General features: G+C 58.7%; 23 protein-coding genes and 9 tRNA genes. 17 read left to right on the top strand and 15 right to left on the bottom strand.

The genetic code is table 11. The features are described from left to right. Positions 1-11: 11 nt before the first annotated feature. The 10 genes from EH231_RS17835 to EH231_RS17795 all read left to right on the top strand — a co-directional run bounded on the left by EH231_RS17835 (position 12) and on the right by EH231_RS17795 (position 2,570). Positions 12-371 (top strand): hypothetical protein, encoded by a 360-nt coding sequence (locus EH231_RS17835; protein ID WP_124712950.1) that lies wholly within the window; start codon positions 12-14, stop codon positions 369-371. A gap of 186 nt (positions 372-557) precedes the next feature. Beyond that, positions 558-749: a hypothetical protein gene (locus EH231_RS17830; protein WP_124712949.1), complete on the top strand. Its 192-nt coding sequence runs from the start codon at positions 558-560 to the stop codon at positions 747-749. A gap of 13 nt (positions 750-762) precedes the next feature. Beyond that, positions 763-836: transfer RNA gene (locus EH231_RS17825), tRNA-Leu, on the top strand. A gap of 1 nt (position 837) precedes the next feature. Beyond that, positions 838-910: transfer RNA gene (locus tag EH231_RS33915), tRNA-His, on the top strand. Between the two features lies 1 nt (position 911). Beyond that, positions 912-986 (top strand) — tRNA-Gln (locus tag EH231_RS17820). 67 nt (positions 987-1,053) lie between these two features. Next, positions 1,054-1,127, top strand: a tRNA-Gly gene (locus EH231_RS17815). Positions 1,128-1,238: 111 nt separating this feature from the next. Continuing rightward, positions 1,239-1,314, top strand: a tRNA-Lys gene (locus EH231_RS17810). A gap of 1 nt (position 1,315) precedes the next feature. After that, a tRNA-Ser gene (locus EH231_RS33910) sits at positions 1,316-1,404 on the top strand. A 108-nt stretch (positions 1,405-1,512) separates the two neighbouring features. Next, a complete protein-coding gene (locus EH231_RS17805; RefSeq protein ID WP_206429590.1) occupies positions 1,513-2,136 on the top strand; it encodes a DUF4417 domain-containing protein in 624 nt (207 codons plus the stop codon). 362 nt (positions 2,137-2,498) lie between these two features. Next, positions 2,499-2,570, top strand: a tRNA-Cys gene (locus tag EH231_RS17795). A 76-nt stretch (positions 2,571-2,646) separates the two neighbouring features. Here EH231_RS17795 and EH231_RS33905 read toward each other — a convergent pair. Next, on the bottom strand, positions 2,647-2,796 hold the full coding sequence (locus EH231_RS33905) for a hypothetical protein (RefSeq protein WP_164480935.1): 150 nt from the start codon (positions 2,794-2,796) through the stop codon (positions 2,647-2,649). A gap of 146 nt (positions 2,797-2,942) precedes the next feature. Between EH231_RS33905 and EH231_RS17790 the strand changes: the two genes are divergently transcribed. Next, positions 2,943-3,012: transfer RNA gene (locus EH231_RS17790), tRNA-Asn, on the top strand. A 197-nt stretch (positions 3,013-3,209) separates the two neighbouring features. Here EH231_RS17790 and EH231_RS17780 read toward each other — a convergent pair. The 10 genes from EH231_RS17780 to EH231_RS17725 all read right to left on the bottom strand — a co-directional run bounded on the left by EH231_RS17780 (position 3,210) and on the right by EH231_RS17725 (position 7,665). Further along, positions 3,210-3,282: transfer RNA gene (locus EH231_RS17780), tRNA-Lys, on the bottom strand. Beyond that, entirely contained in the window at positions 3,273-3,605 is a 333-nt protein-coding gene (locus EH231_RS17775; RefSeq protein ID WP_124712945.1) for a hypothetical protein, read from the bottom strand. Before EH231_RS17775 ends, EH231_RS17780 begins: the two co-directional genes overlap by 10 nt. Positions 3,606-3,607: 2 nt before the next feature. Next, on the bottom strand, positions 3,608-4,042 hold the full coding sequence (locus EH231_RS17770) for a DUF6283 family protein (protein WP_206429589.1): 435 nt from the start codon (positions 4,040-4,042) through the stop codon (positions 3,608-3,610). A 27-nt stretch (positions 4,043-4,069) separates the two neighbouring features. Further along, entirely contained in the window at positions 4,070-4,633 is a 564-nt protein-coding gene (locus EH231_RS17765) for a hypothetical protein (protein ID WP_124712944.1), read from the bottom strand. A gap of 424 nt (positions 4,634-5,057) precedes the next feature. After that, positions 5,058-5,909 carry a DUF7192 family protein gene (locus EH231_RS17755; RefSeq protein WP_124712942.1) on the bottom strand — a complete coding sequence of 284 codons (852 nt, stop codon included), beginning with the start codon at positions 5,907-5,909 and terminating at the stop codon, positions 5,058-5,060. 96 nt (positions 5,910-6,005) lie between these two features. Continuing rightward, positions 6,006-6,380 (bottom strand): DUF3846 domain-containing protein, encoded by a 375-nt coding sequence (locus tag EH231_RS17750; protein ID WP_124712941.1) that lies wholly within the window; start codon positions 6,378-6,380, stop codon positions 6,006-6,008. Positions 6,381-6,412: 32 nt separating this feature from the next. Beyond that, a complete protein-coding gene (locus EH231_RS17745) occupies positions 6,413-6,622 on the bottom strand; it encodes a hypothetical protein (protein ID WP_124712940.1) in 210 nt (69 codons plus the stop codon). 271 nt (positions 6,623-6,893) lie between these two features. Next, complete coding sequence (locus EH231_RS17735; protein WP_124712938.1) at positions 6,894-7,157, bottom strand: hypothetical protein; 264 nt, start codon at positions 7,155-7,157, stop codon at positions 6,894-6,896. A gap of 12 nt (positions 7,158-7,169) precedes the next feature. Further along, positions 7,170-7,448, bottom strand: a complete 279-nt coding sequence (locus tag EH231_RS17730) for a hypothetical protein (protein WP_124712937.1) — start codon at positions 7,446-7,448, stop codon at positions 7,170-7,172. A 1-nt stretch (position 7,449) separates the two neighbouring features. Then, positions 7,450-7,665, bottom strand: coding sequence for a hypothetical protein (locus tag EH231_RS17725; RefSeq protein ID WP_124712936.1), 216 nt, complete (start codon positions 7,663-7,665; stop codon positions 7,450-7,452). Between the two features lie 59 nt (positions 7,666-7,724). On the opposite strand from EH231_RS17725, the gene EH231_RS17720 reads away from it, so the two are divergent. After that, complete coding sequence (locus tag EH231_RS17720) at positions 7,725-8,207, top strand: hypothetical protein (protein WP_124712935.1); 483 nt, start codon at positions 7,725-7,727, stop codon at positions 8,205-8,207. A gap of 681 nt (positions 8,208-8,888) precedes the next feature. Here the strand turns inward: EH231_RS17720 and EH231_RS17715 are convergent. The 4 genes from EH231_RS17715 to EH231_RS17700 form a co-directional block, all read right to left on the bottom strand. Next, positions 8,889-9,737, bottom strand: coding sequence for a DUF7192 family protein (locus tag EH231_RS17715; RefSeq protein WP_124712934.1), 849 nt, complete (start codon positions 9,735-9,737; stop codon positions 8,889-8,891). Positions 9,738-9,939: 202 nt separating this feature from the next. Further along, complete coding sequence (locus EH231_RS17710; protein ID WP_124712933.1) at positions 9,940-11,181, bottom strand: AAA family ATPase; 1,242 nt, start codon at positions 11,179-11,181, stop codon at positions 9,940-9,942. Positions 11,182-11,576: 395 nt separating this feature from the next. Further along, the gene (locus EH231_RS17705; RefSeq protein WP_124712932.1) at positions 11,577-11,816 is read right to left on the bottom strand and encodes a hypothetical protein; all 240 of its coding nucleotides are present in this window, start codon (positions 11,814-11,816) and stop codon (positions 11,577-11,579) included. 248 nt (positions 11,817-12,064) lie between these two features. Continuing rightward, positions 12,065-12,436: a hypothetical protein gene (locus tag EH231_RS17700; RefSeq protein ID WP_124712931.1), complete on the bottom strand. Its 372-nt coding sequence runs from the start codon at positions 12,434-12,436 to the stop codon at positions 12,065-12,067. A gap of 893 nt (positions 12,437-13,329) precedes the next feature. Here EH231_RS17700 and EH231_RS17695 point away from each other — a divergent pair. From EH231_RS17695 to EH231_RS17670, 5 genes are all read left to right on the top strand, one after another. Further along, positions 13,330-13,707 (top strand): hypothetical protein, encoded by a 378-nt coding sequence (locus EH231_RS17695; RefSeq protein WP_124712930.1) that lies wholly within the window; start codon positions 13,330-13,332, stop codon positions 13,705-13,707. 125 nt (positions 13,708-13,832) lie between these two features. Further along, complete coding sequence (locus EH231_RS17690; RefSeq protein ID WP_241177760.1) at positions 13,833-14,105, top strand: hypothetical protein; 273 nt, start codon at positions 13,833-13,835, stop codon at positions 14,103-14,105. Positions 14,106-14,313: 208 nt separating this feature from the next. Then, positions 14,314-15,876 carry a terminase large subunit domain-containing protein gene (locus tag EH231_RS17680; RefSeq protein WP_206429588.1) on the top strand — a complete coding sequence of 521 codons (1,563 nt, stop codon included), beginning with the start codon at positions 14,314-14,316 and terminating at the stop codon, positions 15,874-15,876. Continuing rightward, on the top strand, positions 15,877-17,532 hold the full coding sequence (locus EH231_RS17675; protein WP_124712926.1) for a phage portal protein: 1,656 nt from the start codon (positions 15,877-15,879) through the stop codon (positions 17,530-17,532). It begins immediately after the preceding gene. Between the two features lie 17 nt (positions 17,533-17,549). After that, positions 17,550-18,605 (top strand): VG15 protein, encoded by a 1,056-nt coding sequence (locus EH231_RS17670; protein WP_124712925.1) that lies wholly within the window; start codon positions 17,550-17,552, stop codon positions 18,603-18,605. Positions 18,606-18,622: the final 17 nt, after the last annotated feature.

Below are 18,622 nucleotides of genomic sequence, written 5' to 3'. Positions count from 1 at the left end.
CGGTGATGCTCATGAGTGCAGCAAGAGACGACGCCCTAGCCAAGTACGGCCACATTGCGATGATGGCCGCGTGGGAGACGCCGGTCCAGTCCGCGTACGGCATCTACGACCAGGAGGTCGTAGCGGTCATTCATCGGCTGAACAACATTGCTCGAGGCCAGGCGCTCCTTAGCGCATTGGCTGATGAGGGATTGATGATTACAGCGATTCCGACGAAGCCTGAGCCGGTCGAGTACCCGATTAAGTGCGTGTGTGGCGAGCTGATTAGCCCTGACACGCCTTATGTCGAGGAGGACGTGCGTCCTGGTCGGCTGTGGCATGGCAACGCTGAGGGCGGGGGCCATGCGTCGGACGTTGGGGTAAAGCCATGAACACGCTTCCGTCGCAGCATTGCCCAGACTGTCCTGACGACGACCTGAAAGCTGTGACTAGTCAGGCTTTGCGTGAGGATAGGGACTGGCTCGTTACCGTTGCGCTTGAGTGCGGACATGAGTTCACGTTCCCGGCTGGCTGGCTGGACTACCTTACGTAGCGCGAAATTAGCGGTGGAGGAACGAATGGACATCGTTGACCAGATCGTGGCCGCAGGCGAGTTGGAGAAGCCGTGGACATGGGTACCTGATCACCCCGCGTATCACGACGGCTACCTGCACCTAACCCGCGAGCAATGGGATCGCGTGCTGACGATCTACCCACCCGGTCCCAAGCACTGCTTAGCGGTGTGGGGCATCCGTGTCAGGTTGACGTAAGGCAGATTTTATCGGCCCTCTAGCCCAATTGGCAGAGGCACAGGTTTTAGGTACCTGTCAGTGCGAGTTCGAGTCTCGCGGGGGCCACGCGAGGTAGCTTAAGTAGCAAAGCCCCCGACTGTGACTCGGGTGATTCGGGTGCAAGTCCCGGCCTGTCGCCATTGACCGCTAGCACAATTAGGCAGTTGCGCCGGAATCTGACTCCGGAGGTTCCAGGTTCGATTCCGGGGTGGTCAGCGGGCGGCTCGCGTACGGAGCTGCTGTACTCGTCTGCTGGTGCGACGTTAAACAACTGCCAGCTCTCGTGCTAGTAACCCATGTTGGCTGGGTGCCTGACTTCCAATCAGGATTTCGCGGGTTCGATTCCTGTCTAGCACACTCTTTGCATCGCTAGGACTTTGAAAGCTGCGGTCACTTATGCGTAGTCGGTGACCAGGCGGCGGGCCTGTCCCCCTACGGGGAAGCGTGGCGGTGCATTGACTACGCCTTGCCTCGTTAGCTCAGTTGGTAGAGCAGCCGACTCTTAATCGGCGGGTCACAGGTTCAAGTCCTGTACGGGGTACCACGGAGAGTAATGCAGCGGGGGTGGCCCGCGACCGGCCTTGAAAGCCGGGTAGCCGTTATGGAGCTTGGGGTTCGATCCCTCTGCTCTCCGCTCATGAAAACGTACTCATGCTGACTTACTTGGGGGTGGTCCGTGTCTAAGGTGCTTAGCCTTTACGGCACGAGGTCATCTAAGTATTGGTCGGAGGCTCCGGCGAAGATGGACGCGTTGAATCTGCGTGCGATCTTCCCGTCGAGCAATCCGTTTGGTTTCCCTGATCTTGAGCGTTGCGATTGGGTGCCCGATTACCTGGGGGCGTGGCATCTGCCGCGTCAGCGGGAGCGTGCAGCTCGGGAGAACGGGGCGATCCACTTTTTTTTGGACGACTACCGTTTTGAGACGGCGTTTACGAGCCCTGAGAGGACGCTGGGGCGAGTTACAGCGGTCGGCGGTGCCCTGACGCCAGATTTCAGTTTGTGGCGCGATATGCCGCGTGCAGCGCAGTTGTGGAACGTGTACCGGTCCCGTTGGTGTGGCGCGTACTGGCAGAGCCACGGCGTGAACGTCATTCCTACGGCCTGCTGGGCACGCTCAGACACGTTCGACTTCTGCTTCGAGGGTCTGCCTCGTGGCGGGCCTGTGGCTGTGTCTGCGGTCGGCGTGCGGGCGAAGCCGGAGGATCAAGCGCTGTTCCGTGAGGGCCTGGCCGCGATGGTCGAGCGCCTTGAGCCGGCGATTTTGCTTAGCTACGGGCGGCTTGTGCATGTGGAGGGTTTGGACCTGCCACCTGTGCGGGAGTTCCCGACGTTCTGGGATGAGCGCCGTAAGGCGGTTAACGCTTAGGGGGTGCCACATGGGCGGTCGCGGTGGTGGTGGCGGTGGCCCGGTGAGCGCCAGGTCGTCCACGGTGACGTTGTATCACCGGACTTCTGCGGATGCGGCTCGCGCGATTGTGGATGGTGGGTTTCGTCCTCAGTTCCGGCCTGGCATGGATAAGTCTTATCGGGATGAGAACTCGCAGTATGGGTTCTTTAGTAAGACGGCTAAGGGCCAGGAGGGTTACGGCCAGAATGTTGTGGCTGTGGAGGTTCCGAAGTCTGCGGTTGAGCGTGATCCGTGGTCGGGTCATGTTCGGGTGAGGGTGGAGGAGCTTAGTAACGCAAACTTCCGGCACTATGAGGGTAAGCGCCGGAAGAAGCGGTAGTGCCGTCATGGCTGAGTGGTTAGGCGTCGGACTGCAAATCCGACTTATCCCAGTTCGATTCTGGGTGGCGGCTCGTTTCGCAGGTATGCCCTACCGGCAGCACTAGGTAAGTGCGTAAGCAGGCAGGGCATATCGCAAGACACCATGAGTTAGCGGCCATCGTCCCAGTTGTTGGGCTTGATGATGCCCTTGCTCATGAGCCAGCCCTTGAGCTTGAAGTAGACGCCTACGGGCCACAGGAAACGGCCTAGGCCAGCCCAGCCGGGTTCGATGTCGTCGTGGTCGTGGTTGCTGCTCATTCTTCCTCCATCCATACATTGGCGTCAGGCATGATGCCCAACAGGTTGTGCATGAGCCGGTCCGCGTGGTAGTGACTTATGTCGCTTAGCACGATCCGGTCGTCGTCTATGGCGTCTTTCATCCAGACGGTCCACATGTTTATTCCTCCGTAGCTCAATTGGCAGAGCGCGCGACTGTTAATCGCGTGGTTGGTGGTTCGAGTCCACCCGTTGGAGCTTTATGGCCGCTTAAGTTCGATAGTGGCCTTGTAGCCGTGCTTCTCGATTTCGTGCTGTACCGCTTCGGCGGCGAGTCCGCGTATGAATGCCTTAGCGGATAAGGGGCCGACTAGCTTAAAGTCCTCTATCCACTCGTCCAGGTCTGTTGTGACGACGAGGGTAATGAGGAATTGGCCTCTAGGGCGCTGCATGGGTGCCCCCACTAGGGATCGAACCTAGGACCCGAAGATTAAAAGTCTCCTGCTCTACCAACTGAGCTATAGGGGCGCGGCGCATAGTGTATCAGACCGCTTCGGCGTGAGCGCATCGGTGGGTAGCAGTTGCAAGATGTAATCGGCCATGTCCAGCGCCGACATTTCAGATATACCCTTAAGTGACTCAAGGTCGGGGTATCCATACATGTCGAACGTGTCCATTATTGCCTTTATGAAGGCGTGTTCGTCGCTTACGTCGTAACCCCATAAGTCTCTGATCACGTCGTATGCCATTTCGGCGATGTCCTGCTGATTCTTCGCTGCGGTGCTTTCTTCGTCGCATCCGAAATGCAGAGATAGCGCGACTGAATTGAGTCGATCATAGATCGGTGCCATAGTTAGCTCATCCTTACGTCGTTGCGGCGCTTAGCGATCTTGGCGATTGCTCGCTCTGCGTCCTCGTCAGGCGCGTCGATATCACGCACGCCGTGCTCTGCGGCTTCGTGCCCGCTGGCGAAGAGTGGGACGGGGCTGCTGTAGTCGAATGTCGCGTCCAGCTCCTCGTGCGACATGGACCCGAACGCGGATGCCAGGCGCAGTGCTAGCAGGTTGTCGGGGCCGTGGGTTCCGACCCAACCGGCGCAGAGCCGGGCGTGCGGGTCGTTCCGTTCGTTCTGGTGGCACTGGAACAGTCCGGTCGGCTGGTAAGGCATGTCAGCGTCGTACTGGGGGAGCTTGACGTATTCCTGTTCGGCCCAGATGCCGCTTGGCACGTCGCGCCGGTATGGGCATGAGGCGCAGGGGTTCGGTGCGGGCCGGTTGATATCGCTCATGCGTTTACCGTACAGGCCGTATACTGACTAGTCAACACCTATAATGGCGAGAATTTCGTCGGGGGTAAGCCGCTCATTCTCTGCCTTAGCGTCAAGCGCTAACGCTTTAAGTTTCTCTAGCTTATTCTCTGCGACCTGACGGAGCGCGTGTGGGGTCCGGTCCTTAGCCTTGGCGACGTAGAACACCCACTCTTGGTTAGTGTCCTTCTCGCGCAGCGTGGATTCCAGGTAGTTGGTGCCCTCGGGGTACTGGGCGTGCCAGACCTTAGCGATTGCCACGAACTGATCGGCTAGCCAAGCTGGCAGGCCCAAGCTGAATGCGTTGGGGTCCAGCTCGCTAATCATCGCGTCGGTTTCGGCTTTCAGGTGTGCCTTGACCTTGGCGTACTTCTCGGCCTTCTTAGCGCTCTTATGCCGGTCCTCCGGTGGAATGCTGAGGACTAGCCGGTTATCGGAACGCCAGCCTTTATCGTTGCCGTCGTCCTTGATGACGGCGTGCGGCCAGGTTAGCCCGATAACGTTTATGAGCGTGCCGGTAATGTCGATAGGCAGCGGCAGTTCAATGCGAATGTCAACGTTGTCGTCGCTCATTTCCATGCACGCCTCTCGCCGGGGCCTACGAACATAAACGGCCCCATTGTCACCATAAACAGCTTCTCGTCTGACTGAGTGTTAGACGCTTGGGACATGGCGGTAAAGAACTGCCCCAAGGTCGCCTTAACGAGGCGCGGACGCCACTTGTTAATCATCTTCATTCCAGCGTTCTCCGGCATAGGTCGGGTCAAACCAGCTTGGCGGCTGGTCGGTGTCGGGGTAGTTCCGGCGGATAGCGTCAATCTGCGGTTGCAGACGTTCGACGTACAGCCGGTAGTGGCGCTCACAGCGCGGGTACGACTCTCCCGATCCGGAGAGGGACGCGTAGAGGCTCACTGCACCCTCGCAGGCTCCCAGTTCGTCAACGTGGTTGTGATCTACACACTCAGGCATTGCGACACCTTCCGTCACTGTGACATTTCTACTTCATGAGGCCGAGCTGGCGCAGCACGGCAGGTACGAACTTACCGGCCTGCGAGTCGCTGGAAATGCAAGGAATGTAAATCGAGTACGGAGGAAAGTCCTCCATGTCCTGTGCGTTGTTGATGCACGAGCCGTACCCGCCGGACGGGTGGATACCGCAGGCATCGCGCACGTCGGAATCGTGGGAGTGCATCGCGTTGAACAGGTGAGCGCGAAGGAATGAGTTGTGGGTCAGCGCGTACATGAACATGGACACGTCGAATGCCTCACCCGCTTTCTTAAGCCGCACAGCGGTACGGGCACGGTATTCGCTACCGAAACCACGCACGTACATGTCGACCCAGATTTCGGCCTGCATCCCAGCGGTTTCGATAGCTTCAACCAGAGCAAACATTGCCTGGCCGTTCTCCTTAATCGCCTTAGCGCTAATCGCCCAGTTGTAGGTGATGTTAAGGATGAGCGCGACAATCTTATTCTGGCCGGGTTCCTCGGTCGGCGTGAAGTCGACCATGCACTCCGGCTCACCTTCCATGTAGCGCCCCATGTCCACGAATGCCCCGGCAGTGTCGTGGTACTCGTTGTACGCGGGCCGGTACAGATCGCCCGCTAGCAGGGCCACTTTGTGCTCTGCAATGTTGATCGCCTCGATACCAGCTTTGGGCAAACCCTTCTGGCCGAGCTGGTCAGCTTCCTTCATGTCCTTAACGCCGTAGAACGACGGGTCGTCCATGTGCTTAGACCGGTGGTCTGTACCTTCGCGGTTATGGGTTAGCAGCTCATCGAACGAATCGAACGTGATAACGCTCCGCTTGAGGCTACGTTCCTTGTCCTCGTAACGTTGCATACGCATGATTAAGCCACCCCTTTGAGGTTTAGTAAATTTAGGATGCTTTAGCGAAAGAGGCTAAAGACAGAGAAGTTTGATGAATGGGAGACGGGCGGGGGATTACTCCCCCGCCCGCTCCAACATTTCGACCACCGTATCGGGGACGGGCAGGGTGTTCCCGTCCTCGTCTGCGCCACCGGTCACCACAACCACTCCGCGCAGGTGGTCGACGCCGGGCATAGCAGGGTTCGTGCGCCACCACAGCGTCGTTGCCTGCCAGTTCACCGGCTGATTCAAGATTCTACCTTCGTCGTGGCAAAAGAACGTCACGTCGAACACTTCCGCGTCGGGGCTACTCCACCCGTACACGGCTTCGATGTTGCCGCCCACTGCGTTCTGCATGGCTGTCAGCTCATGGGCGTGTGGCGCTTCCATGAACCAATGCGCTCCGTGGGGATGGAGGACCAGGGCGCGTGGGCTGCTGTCGTTGCTCATGTCACTCACGGTACACGGCTAGTACGGCTGTGTCAACACCGATCTTCTACTGAAAGTCGCGGGTTTTTACCTGCTGCAATGTTTTGCAATGTGCCACGCGTAAACTTAGTCGCCGCTTCTAGCTCGTTATATGAATAGCCCGTTTCTTTAGCGTCCCGTATGGCGTCGTAAAGTGCCACGGTCTCAGCAACTATCGCCTCGGTGCGGGCAGCGATGGCAATTAGTGTGGCGTCAGAAACCATGCTCGGAGAGTACACGCTCTCCATCGTTAACCTCCCTTAGACGCGCGTCGATTGCGTCGATGCGGTGCTGGTTGTGCTCAATCTCGCGCACTAGGCGAATGCGCTCTTGCGTCAAGCGTTGTCGTTCCTGTCGGAGCATGAGTGCTGCGGCGCTGTCGGGTATGTCTGGGAGAAAGCTAGGCACCCTTATTCATTCCTTAGCTTGAAATGCGTGTGGGCGGACCCGGTTATGTGATAACCAGACCCGCCCACCAAGTTACACCGGTAGACGCTAGTCCACGGCTTCTGCGAGAGCTTTAGCTAGGTGCTCGAAGTAGGGGAGCACCGGCTGGTTGCACGCGTCGAGCCTGACCAGCGTGTTCTTGATCTGTAGCTGCTCGGACGCGGACACGCTCTTGGCTACCTCTACCACGACGGCTACGGGGATCAGGTGCGATTCCCACTGGTGGCCGGGTGTTTCGATGACGAACGTGTGGTCAAGGTTCACGTCCTTCTCGTCTAGGAACGTGTCAATCCATTTTGTGAATGCGCTCATGTTTACGTGTCCTTAGAACAGTCGCAGAGTTTCGATCTGCACGTCAGTGGTGCCGAAGTCGTCCATTACGTGCATACGGCTGGTCCACTCGCCGTCCTTACGTTTCTCTGCCCACTCGATGCGGCCATCGCGGTCGAATCGGACTTCCAGCTCGAACATGCCGCCGTATCTGCCGGGCTTCTCGTAGACAACGACCTTGCCGTTGTCAAAGATCAGTTCCCAGTCCTTAGCGGTGGCACGCTCGCGTACCAGGTCGCCTATGTCGTAGGTGTGTCGGGTCTGTGTGGGCATGTCAGCTCGCCATCGCTAGTGCGTCGGCGGCGTCCTCGTCAGCCATCACGGCCTGGACCGCGCCCTTGAGGCCGAACTTGCCCTTGTTGGACGTGTCCTCGCGGGGGAGCTGCGGGTGACGCTCGGTCGGGAAGTCGTAGCTCACGCTGCCGTCCTCGTGTTCGTACATGACAGTGAATCCGGTGGGGCTGACCCACTTCACTCGGCTGTTGCTCATGGACCTCACAATACATGCCCTGTACCGAGTGTCAAATGTTCTTACTAAGGGGGTTAAGCATGGGTGGTCGCGGTGGCGGCGGTACCGGCGGTGGTAAGGGTGGCAGTAAGGGCGGTGACAGTGATCTAACTGTCGATAAGCGGCCTGCTGTGGATGCTTCTGCCGAGAAGCACAGTGACCCGAACGCGGCGGCTGATGCTCTGGGCCTTACGGGGTCCGACAAGGAACACTTTGTGAACGGCGCTAACGCTGAGGGCAAGCGGATACCGCGCATTGGGCGCGATGAGAGCAAGGTCATTAAGCCAGCGGATGCGGCTAAGTTGCTCGCGGCACATAAGGCGGCTGTGATCGCGTATGAGCGCAAGTACGGGCGCGGTGCGGCTCAGGCGTACTCACGTGGTGCGTACTGGTCTCTGGTGCGGTTTATCAAGACGGCTATGGCTGTGTCGTCCACGGTGACGCAGGCGGGTAGTGCTCCCGCGTTGGCGGCTGTGAATGCGGCAATGTTGACTGCGTACTGGGTGGATCGCGCGAAGCGCTGATTTTCCAATTTTCTCAATTCCGCAATTTTCCAATTTTGCAATTATGCCAATTCTTCCCCCCGGCCCCGGCTGGGCGTTTGGCCTGGTCAGGCGGGCGGGGGCGGTGGAGAACCGAGCAGCCCCCACGGCTGGGGCGGCCTTAGGCTTAGGTCGGCCCTGGTCAGCGGGTACGCAGCAGGGGTTAGGCCGGGTGGGAACCGAGCAGCAGCCTCGAACGGATGAGCGATTTGCCCGCTAAGCGATCGAACACCCGTTCGGCCCATTTACTTAGGCAAACGAAACTTTTTTCGGCCAAACCCTTAGGCTTGCGAACTAGTTAGCGGTAACCGCTAGTCCGACTTGTGCCAGCTCTGGTGAACGTGCCTTACGGCTAAGCGCGCTTAGGTTGCTTAGCGCCAGCGGCCAGGGGACCGGATAAGCCAGCCGGGTACGCGGCCAGGGCGACGGACCGGGGGAGCGTGCCAGCGCCAGCCGGGGGACGGGTACCGCGCCGGGGAATAACTAAGCCAGCCGGGAGCGCGCCAGAATGGCCGCTAGATTCAACGCTGGCAGACTTTTAGGGGCCGGTTAGGGTAACGGGTGCCCTAGAACGCGCTAGGGGCGCTTAGGGGACGCGCCAGCCAGGGCACGAAAAAAGCGCCAGGGCACTTGCTCCCCTGGCGCTTAGTGGACCGGTACCGGCTAGCCGATACCTAAGTCCCGTAGAACCTGCTTAACGGTCTCTTCTGCGTTGTCGCCCAAGCGCACGGCTGGCAAGTAAACCGCCCCGTCACCGTAGGTCTCAGGGACGCACACAGATTCCTTAACCACGTACCCGTAGCCGCTACCGACGTTGTACTTACGTTGCTCCGACGCGGGTAGCGCGTGCATGGCGTTGAACTTGAGAACACGCAGCATGGACGGGTCTGTAAACGCGTACATCACAGCGCCCATGTCTAGCGGCTGGCTGGCAGCCTTGATCTTGACGCTGATCCGGTAATACTCGTCAATCGTCTCGTAGCCCTTACGCGCTTGGTTGGTTGAGTCCGTCCAAAGCTCAGTGGACCGGCCCGACGTTTCAACTGCCTTGATCAGTGCCACGATCAACCGACCACGGTCCCGTAGTTCGTCCTTGCCGATACCGCCGGACGCGTTGATATTGCTAACGATGGTCACGACGGGACGGGTAACGGGCACTTCATCGAACGTGGTTTGAATCATGCACTCAGGTTCACCGGTAACGAACCGTCCCATATCGACGTATGAACCGGCTACGTCGTACGTGCTTTCCATGTCGTACGCGGACACTTGCCGCATGGCGCTATCGGTAAGGGACCGTGACGTGTCCAGAACCTTAACGCCATCTTCTGGCAGTCCGGCTAGTGCTTTGTCGCACGCCTCGTTAATGCTGGCCACGCCGGAGAACTCACGGTTAGCCGCTGCGCTGCGCTTGCCCATGTTGTAGTGCTTGTGGGAGCGCTGGTATTCGGCGAACTCTGCAAGGCTGGCGTAGCTGTGTTGGATAATGTTGCCCGGTTTGGTGACCTGCATTTTTCAATCCTCCCGTTTGGGCCGTGGTGACCTGCTACGGGTCAAGGTACAGCACGTGTACGTGGTGACGCAACCGCGTACGCGGCCAGGGGCCGGAACCAAGCAGCTCCGTCATGCTGGCTGGCACGCGCTAAGGCGTGCTTAGGCGCAAAGCAAAGGGACCGGCTACCAGAGCGGTAACCGGTCCCCTGTGGGCTAGTGGCTAGGCCACCTTACGCCACGTAGCTTCATCCATGCCCTTACGCAGCGACCAAGCGACTGCCTTATCCCAATCGACGTTACGCGCCAGAAGCGCGGCCATCTTCTGAGACGCACGAGGCGAGATAACCACCCCGGTCACAGCCTCACGCTTAACGTTCTCCCGAACGCGCTGCACGTAGGCAACTGCACGCTTGGTCACGTCAACCGGAGCGCCCTTAGCCATAGCGGCTGCCATTTCGATATCGGTATCAATCTCAATTTCCATTGCGATGAACCGGTCCATGAACTCAGCGCTGAATTTCTGAGCTGCCGGGTATTCCCACGTGGGACCCATACCCCAAGTGTTGGTAGCGGCCAGAATCACGTGGTTGTCATTGAGACGGACAATCTCACGGTTGGGGAGCGCAAGGAAACGGTTAGACAGGATGGAGTTGAGGCCAGCCAGGATACCCGCGTGCGCCCGGTCCACTTCATCGCAGAGCAGCACGCCACCCTCAGGGTTAGTCGCCCAATCGTAAACCGCCGTGGGCACGTACTCGCCCGTAGCGGACATGTAGCCCTTGAGTTCCGACGCCGTGCTCTGCAAGTGAAAGTTGACCACGTAGAACTCACGGCTAAGCGCTTCTGCCACCTGCTCACACACGTGAGTCTTACCGACACCGGGGCCGCCGACCAACTGCACGTTTTCACCGCTAGCGATGGCATCGAGAATGTCGCCGAACTGCTTATGAGTGACACCCTCAATCTCGCGGGTCTCGGTCTCGGTCTGGACATACGTCCGCGTCGGGTAAACGAACTCTTCCATCTTGCGCGAAATGATCGCCTCAATCTGGGTCTCGTCAAGCTGCTGCTTACCGAGCACCTTAAGCAGCAGTTCGCGCAACGCGTCCATTTCGCCAGCGTCGGCACCGTTAGCGCCAGTCGTGGGCACAGTCTCGGTAGCGGTCCCCTGCGTCGGCACGCTCCCCTGAGTGTCGGTAAGAATGTTGCGCCCGGTCTCGGTAGTGCTACCGCCGGTAGCGTCACCGTTGCCCTCGTTAGTGCCGAACGTTTCGACGCACACGTGCTGGAACTGTGCGGCAATGGTTTCGCCCTGTGCGGCAGCTTTGGTCAAAGCATTCTTGATAACCAAGTGCTCTGCGCCGTTCTCGTCAGAAGCAAGGTAGAACGGTCCCTCGTTTTTGCACTTGGGGCAGCCTGTGCGCAGCGTCCGCTGTGAAAGCTTGGTCAGGGTGGCAGTCATATCGGTAGTCCTTTCGCGGGCCGGTTGGTTGGTCCGGCTAGGTTGTGGTGACAAGAGACAAGTTACACAGCACATACGATGTTTGCAAACGATTAAGTACAACGCGCATAAAGTGCCTGATCAGGCTGTGTGTCCCTGTGTGTCACTACGTGGCCTTAGGTGGCACTAGGCCAGCGGCCAGGGCAGCCACGACGGAGCTGCTTGGTTCGTGTCCGGCTACGCCTGGCGCTCAGCGGCCAGGCCACAACGTAAAGAACCCGCTACCCAACCGGGTAACGGGTCCTAAGCCAGGGGAGCGCGGCTAGCGCGGTTTGTCCCTGAGACAGTCGCACGTGCGGCAGTCTGCGCAATGGTTGGCGTTATGTGTCATGCAACCGTGCCAAACCGGGATGAAACTACGCATGGCGTTCCCCCGTCACGTTGTCGCTGTACGTGTCGCAATCGTCTAGGTACACGTGACCGTCCACATTGGTCACTGTGCAGCGCAGTACGGGAGCGCTCAGCGTGTCCGCGTGCGGCCAGTACAGCGCCAGCGCGGCCAGGCCAGCGCCAAACGTGACCAGCGCGGCCAGGCGCATTACTCCGGCCCGCGTCATGCTGCGTTCTGTGGTGACGTTGATCGTTTGCGTGTTCATGGTGCGCTATCCCCTATTCCAGTCGCTCGGCAGAAAGCCACCACTTGAGAGCCAATCGTCTAGCGATTCGATCAATTCCGCGTATCGGCGCGAACGTGCTGCGCTATGCGGGTCACTGTCGCCAATCATTTCGCGCAATTCCCGCAATGTCGCGTTCGGGTCCATTGTTGTGTCTCCTTTTGTAGGTAAGTGCTGGTAAGGGACCGGCCAGGCAGGCTGTGAGCCATACCGGGCCGGGCAACGCTGGCTTAGTACCGGCCCTTAGCCGCTGCATAGTTGTTGTTGAGACGGTCAATCAACCGTGTTGCTTCGCCGATCAAGTGGTTAGCCTCACCCACTGCGTAAGCGTCGGTAGTGACCGTGAGGGCACGCTGAGCCGTAGCAATGGCGCTCTGCGCATAGCCAACCTTGCTGGACATGTAAGCGCGGTCAATCAAGCCGTGGGCACGCTGCATAAGCCTTGCAAACGCGCGCTCAGCTTCTGCCTTAGCTGCCCAATCGTGCATGTCTGCAATGTCGTCGGCGCTGGTGTCGTCTACGTCGTGCTCTGCGTACTGGCTAGCGCGCTCAGCTTCGATATCGGTAACAGTGTCCAGAAGCTGATCAATGTAGGTGCTCATTGTGGTGACCCTTCGGTAGGTGGTTGTGGTGACTGACAAGCGACACAGTACGCGCCGTGTACGTAAGGCGCAACATGCGCGTAGGTGAGGGTTAGAACCGAGCAGCTTTTCAGAACACAGCGGCCATACGCACAGCGCCAGCCGCACCACACAGCGCACAGCCCACACAGCCACGCGGCCAGGGCACGCACAACACAGCCTCACAGCCACACACAGCCACTAACACAGTGCGGACACACAAGCCGCTAGGGCACACGGCACAGCACAGCGCACAGCGCCACACAGCGCCATTCCCACACACAGGGCACGGCCACACACACAGCGGCCAGAGCGCCCAACACACAGGGCACGCCCTAAGCGCTAGCCCACAGGGCACACAGCCACACCCAAGGCACATACCTAAGCCATCGCACAGGGCAGCACTACGCACAGCGCTACACAGCCCACAGGGCACAGCGCTAACGCATGACTAAGGCCACGCCTAAGGACACGTTAGCCACAGGGCGACATGCACAAACACGACACACCAATAGTGTTGACATGGACCGTACACAGGGTGTACCATGCCCGACCCTCGACGTAGCAAACGATCAGCACATGTTTGCTGGCCCAGCCTAAGCCATTGTTTCGATCATAGCGACATATGCGCAGGTCAGAGGGTACGAGCTAAGGCCAAAGCGTGTGACTAAGGGTGACCTTAGCCTGAGCCGGCCTCTGCCAGCTAACAGAGAAACCGCAGGTCAGAGACTTGACCCCCCTGGGGGGTGTCGATTTTCGAGTCGCGGTCCCCTCCTCGATCAGCCAGCGTTTCTTCTCTCTCTGGCGATTAAGAACCGTTAAAAGCCCTGGAAAGTGCGACAAAACAGCAGGTCGCACCCACTTAGGAGGTCACTATGGGCGGTCGTGGCGCTCCGCACGCTCGGAACTACGGCGGGCGTGATCGTTCGTCTAGGAAAGCCTCTAGGGACGTCTACCAGGCGAAACCGCGCAACGCGATGGAGTATGCGCAGCAGTTGGGCGCTAAAGAGGGCTGGGAATACTCGGAAAAGCTGATGACTAGCAGCCCTTCGGGCGCTACTCGGCACATGTACGGGACGTTCACGAAGGGTGATGTGTCTATCGGCGTGCAGTACACGGATAGGCCGCGCACTAAGGGCCGGATTGCTGATGCGGCTGTCCGCAAGAACGGTATGCACACGAGCGATTATTTCGGCACTGCCAGCAAGAATAAGCGTAAAGCGATGAAGGAACTCTTTAAGAAGTACGGGTAGGGGGATTTATGCCACCACGTAAGCGGGCACCGGCTAAAAGCGCTGTTCCGGCGGGCCTTATGGAGGCTGGGGAAACGCTGTGGGTCAGCATTACTGCTGATAGGGAACTTGACGCTGCCACTCGGGTGCTTCTGGTCAATGCTTGCCGTATTGCGGACAGGCTGGATCAGCTTGATACCGAGATTGGCGGTCGGCTGCTTTCGTATAACCAGCGGGGCGATGAAGTGATTAACCCACTTATCTCTGAGCATCGTCAGCAGTACACGGCTTTGGCGAACATTCTGGGCAAGATGGGGCTGGGCGAGTTGCCTAAGCCGAAGGTCGGTGAGTCGAAGTGGGATGAGCTGGCGAAGAGGCGTGCGGAGCGTGCCGCGAAGGCCGCTGAGAAGGCGAGCTAGTGCCGGGGATGATGCAGTCCATTCGGTCTGGGCGCGGGGTTGTTTGTCCCTGCTGCGACGAGTGGACGGGCACTAGGGCGGCTGAGAAGCGCCAATGGGCACGTGAGGCCGACGGTGAGCGCGTCGAATACGAATACATGCTTAAGCGTGCGGCTGTGGCTGACGTTATTGATTCTCTAGAGATTGGATTTGGTGATGACTAATGCCTATGACGGTCGCAGAGCCGTTGTCGGAGGAAGAGGTCGACCAGGCGCGGCTTGAGGCGCAAGTATTCGCCGATATTGCGGACCCTTCCGAGAAGTGGCCGGAGCTTTCCGGTAATCAGAAGCCTCGTCTAAGCAACTATCCGACGTTCTTTACGTCGATGGCCGACGATGGTGTCGATTTTGTCGAGAACTTCGGCTACAACCTATTGCCCTGGCAAGAGGCGCTGTTTAGGCACTCGCTGGGCGAGACGATTGATGGCCTGTGGTCGGCGCGGCGCGTCGGCCTGATCGTTGTGAGGCAGCAGGGCAAGACCGAGCTGCTTGAGGCGCGGGAGCTGTTCGGCCTATTCGAGCTGAACGAGAAGATTTTCCACACGGCGCAGCAGGCTAAGACGGCAACCCTGTCTTGGCAGACGCTCCGGAACCGGATTGAGAACTACCAAGACCTGGCCGACATGTGTATGCGGCCTAAGAATGGTGGCGAGGAAACGTCTATCCGGCTTAAGGCCGGTAAGGGCTATCTGGATGGTGAGCGGTTCGTCCGCTACATTGCCCGGTCTCCCGATTCTGGCCGTGGCTTCCGTGACATTGACTTGGTTGTGTGCGACGAGGCTTACGCCCTGTCCCATGCCGAGTGGGGCTCGTTGGGTCCGACTCAGCGTGCTAACCGCAATCCGCAGACGTGGTTTACCAGTTCGGCGGGTACCGAGGATTCCGAAATGCTCACGAAGCTTCGGGACGTTGGTATCGCTAAGGCTGACCCGAACTTGCTTTTTGCGGAGTGGTCGCTACCTGAGGGTGCTGATCCGACTGACCGCGCGCTGTGGCCTGTAGCTCAGGCGTCGTTGGGTGCTCCGTTCTGCTCGCTTCGCAACCTTGAGGCCGAGTTCATGGGAATGGACTTTGTTGAGTTCGCCCGCGAGCACATGGGCATGTGGGATGACCCCCGCGTTAACTCCGTGATCCCGATGGACAGTTGGGAAGCCTGCAAGATTGACGATCTGCCTAACGGTGAACAGCCTTCGGTGGAAGTCGAGTGGACGGTCGCCTGTGTGGACGTGGCTCCGGACCGCGCTTGGGGTTCTATTGCGCTGGCGGGTAAGCGTCCGGATGGCCGGTCTCATGTTGAGGTTCTGGTGGCCGACGAGGGCACTAACTGGATTATCCCGACGATGCAGCGGCTTATCAGCTCAAGCACGCCCCCTAGGGCGGTCGCTTTGCAGGCTGGTGCGCAAGCTGGCGCGTATTACGCCGAGCTTGAACAGATCGGCTACAAGGTCCACATGCTGACGCCTCAAGAGGTTGCGGCGGCTACTGCGAAGTTTTACGACGATGTGGTTAGCGAGAAGCTGACTCACTTGGACGACGACACGCTTGTGTCTGGTTTGGCCGGGGCTACTAAGTATCCAATCGGAAAGATTGAGCACGGCGGCTGGGGCTGGCTTCGTAAAGGGACGAACGTCGATATCACTGGCATTGTCGCGTGTTCTTACGCCAACCGGATTCTGACCCTGGAATCGGCTGAGGAATCCATGACTAAGAAGAAGCGGTACAGGATGGTGTAAATGGCTATTGAACTTCCCGAGGAAATCTCGGACGGTGACGTCCGGAAGTTCGTTGAGAATACGTTGTGGCCGGAGTTTGTGCGTCGGCGCGACAAGTTGGACAAGATTGCTAACTGGGCGCGCGGCGAACAGCCAGATTATTTGATTCAGAACGCTAACCCTGAGAAGCGGGCGCTACTTAAGCTCGCTAAGACTCCGTGGTTGGGGTTGGTGGTCACTCATTTCACTCAGGCGTTGTTTGTGGACGGCTACCGGGCTGAGGGTTCTAAGGAGAACACTAAGGGGCCTTGGCAGACGTGGAACGCGAACAATATGCAGTCTCGTCAGATTGCGATTCACCGGGCCGCGCTGACCTATGGGTATGCGTATGCGCGCGTGCTGCCGGGTGAGGCGTGGGACGGTAAGAATCAGGCTGAGATTCGTGGTGTGTCTCCGCGTCGTCTGCTGGCCCTTTATGAGGATCAGATCAATGACGAGTACCCACGGTATGCGCTAGAGCTTGCCGCTAACGGTAAGTATGTGCGGCTGTATACGGACGAGTTCTATTACGAGCTTAAGATGCCGTCGCCGGGGAGCTTCCCTAACGAGCAGACGATTAAGAAGGTACGTCACGGCGTGGGCGTGTGCCCGTTTGTGCGGTACGTGAACATGATGGACCTGGACGGCTTCACTATGGGTGAGGTCGAGTATCTGGTGCCGGTGGCGTCGAAGATCGACAAGACCGATTACGACCGTCTGTTGGCTCAGCATTACAACTCTTGGAAGGTCAAGGTTGCTACTGGCATTGACGACCTGTCTGAGGACGCTACGCCGGAGGAGCAGCAGCGCGCGAAGTTGATCCTGGCTCAGGACGACATTCTGATGCACGGCAATCATGAGGCGAAGTTCTACACGCTGCCGGAGACGAGCCTTGATGGCTTTATCGCGGCGCATACGCAGGACGTTGAAATCCTCGCTAACAACGCTCAGGTGCCGGTGTGGATTCTTAATGGGCAGCTTGCCAATCTTTCGGCAGATGCGCTTACAGCGGCCACTAAGGGCACGATCCAGAAGCTTTATGAGCGTCAGGTGACGTTTGGGTCGGCGCATAACCAGTTGCTTCGGCTTGCGGCGCATGTCGAGGGTGATGCGGCGGGCGCGCGTGACTTCACGGCCAGTGTGTCGTGGCAGGACACGTCGGTGCGGTCGCTGGCTCAGGCTGTGGACGCTTATGGCAAGGCCGCGACGATGCTGGGTATGCCTAAGGAGTTCCTATGGGGTCTGATTCCGGGCATTACTAAGACGGACGTTGAGACGATGCGCGAGCACTTCAACGACGACGACGAGATGACGCAGATGCTCTTGTGGTGGACGGCTAATGGTCCTGGCGGCGAGTTCGCAGCCGAGATTGAGGTTGATACGCAGAAGCAGGTCATTGAGGCGCAGGGCGATGTCCAGAAGGCGTTGCAGGATGCGCAGGCTAAGGCTCAGAAGGATTTGGCTAAGCAGAATGCGGAGGCTCAGCGGAAGCAGGCTGTGGAGGTCGCTAAGGCGGCTCCGGCTCAGCCTGCCGGTGGGGCGGCTCCGGCTGCGCGCAAGACCAGCTCTACGTCCAAGCGGACGCCTAAGAAGTCCGGCGGGGTGAACGGTAACGACCCGTCGAGTAGGGCTGCATAACTGAATAAGGGGGATGGGTGGCCGAGGACGACCAGGACGATAGGGACGACAAGGCCACTCTTCCGTTGATCGCGGTTCCTGCCCTGGCCGCTTGGTATGCGACTCAGCATGTCGAGCGCCAGGAGCAGATCGCGGCGACGACTGCGGCGGGCCTGGCCCTGCTGTGGCCGATCATTAACTTTGGCGATCTGGACGGGTCAACTCCGTCTTGGCTGCACGCCACCACGCTACAAATCAAAATGGGCTGGGATGAATCCAGCGAAGCGGCGTTTGAGTATGTGCAGCGGGCTTTGTTTGCGAGTGAGCCAGACGCTACGCCACCTGTGAAGGCGGCGGTTAATTTTCCCGTGCAGGACATTCAAACTGCGATGCGGGTTCGTGGTCCGGTTGAGGTTAAGCGCCAAGTTGCGCGCGCTAAGCCTGAGGCGGAAGCGATGGAAGCCGGTAAGGCTAAGTCCGAAGGGACGGGTGCCACTAAGGCGACTGACGGCGGTCGCTCCGAGGTTTTGCAGTTCGTGCAGCGAGAGGCCCCCCGGCGTTTAAAGCAGGGTAAGGCTATCGGGTACGCGCGTAAGACCGACAACAATCCGTGCTACTTCTGCGCCATCTTGGCGTCACAGGGTGCGGTTTTCTACAAAGAGGACGCTTTCGCTGTCTCGAATCGCAAGGTTCGGGAGGTTAAGTGGTCCTCCAATAGTGACAAGGGCACGAGGCGCGCGTTCATCGGTGATGGACCGGCGAAGGTGCATGACAACTGTCAATGCACGATGCGACCGGTCTTTAGTGAAAAAGACAAATGGGATGAGCGCGCTAAGTATTTCCTTGATTTGTGGGAACAGTATGGTCACGGCAATTACGTGGACGGCAAGTATTTGTCGCCTGAGGCGAACTTTCGCCGGAACTATACGCCGCCCCCACCTTACAGCGCAGATGTGCTGGATTTAAGCGAGCGCCGGAAGATTATTGCCGACGTTCAAAAGAACCGTGAGCGACTTCTAGCTCGCGGGTTTAAGGCGGATTCGCCAAACGTCAAGTTCATTGACGATTCGATTAAGAGACTAAGCATCGCTTAGGACGCGGAACAGTCACG

It is taken from the genome of Mycolicibacterium nivoides (assembly GCF_003855255.1).
GTDB lineage: Bacteria > Actinomycetota > Actinomycetes > Mycobacteriales > Mycobacteriaceae > Mycobacterium > Mycobacterium nivoides.
This window is presented reverse-complemented; position numbering and strand designations above follow the sequence as displayed.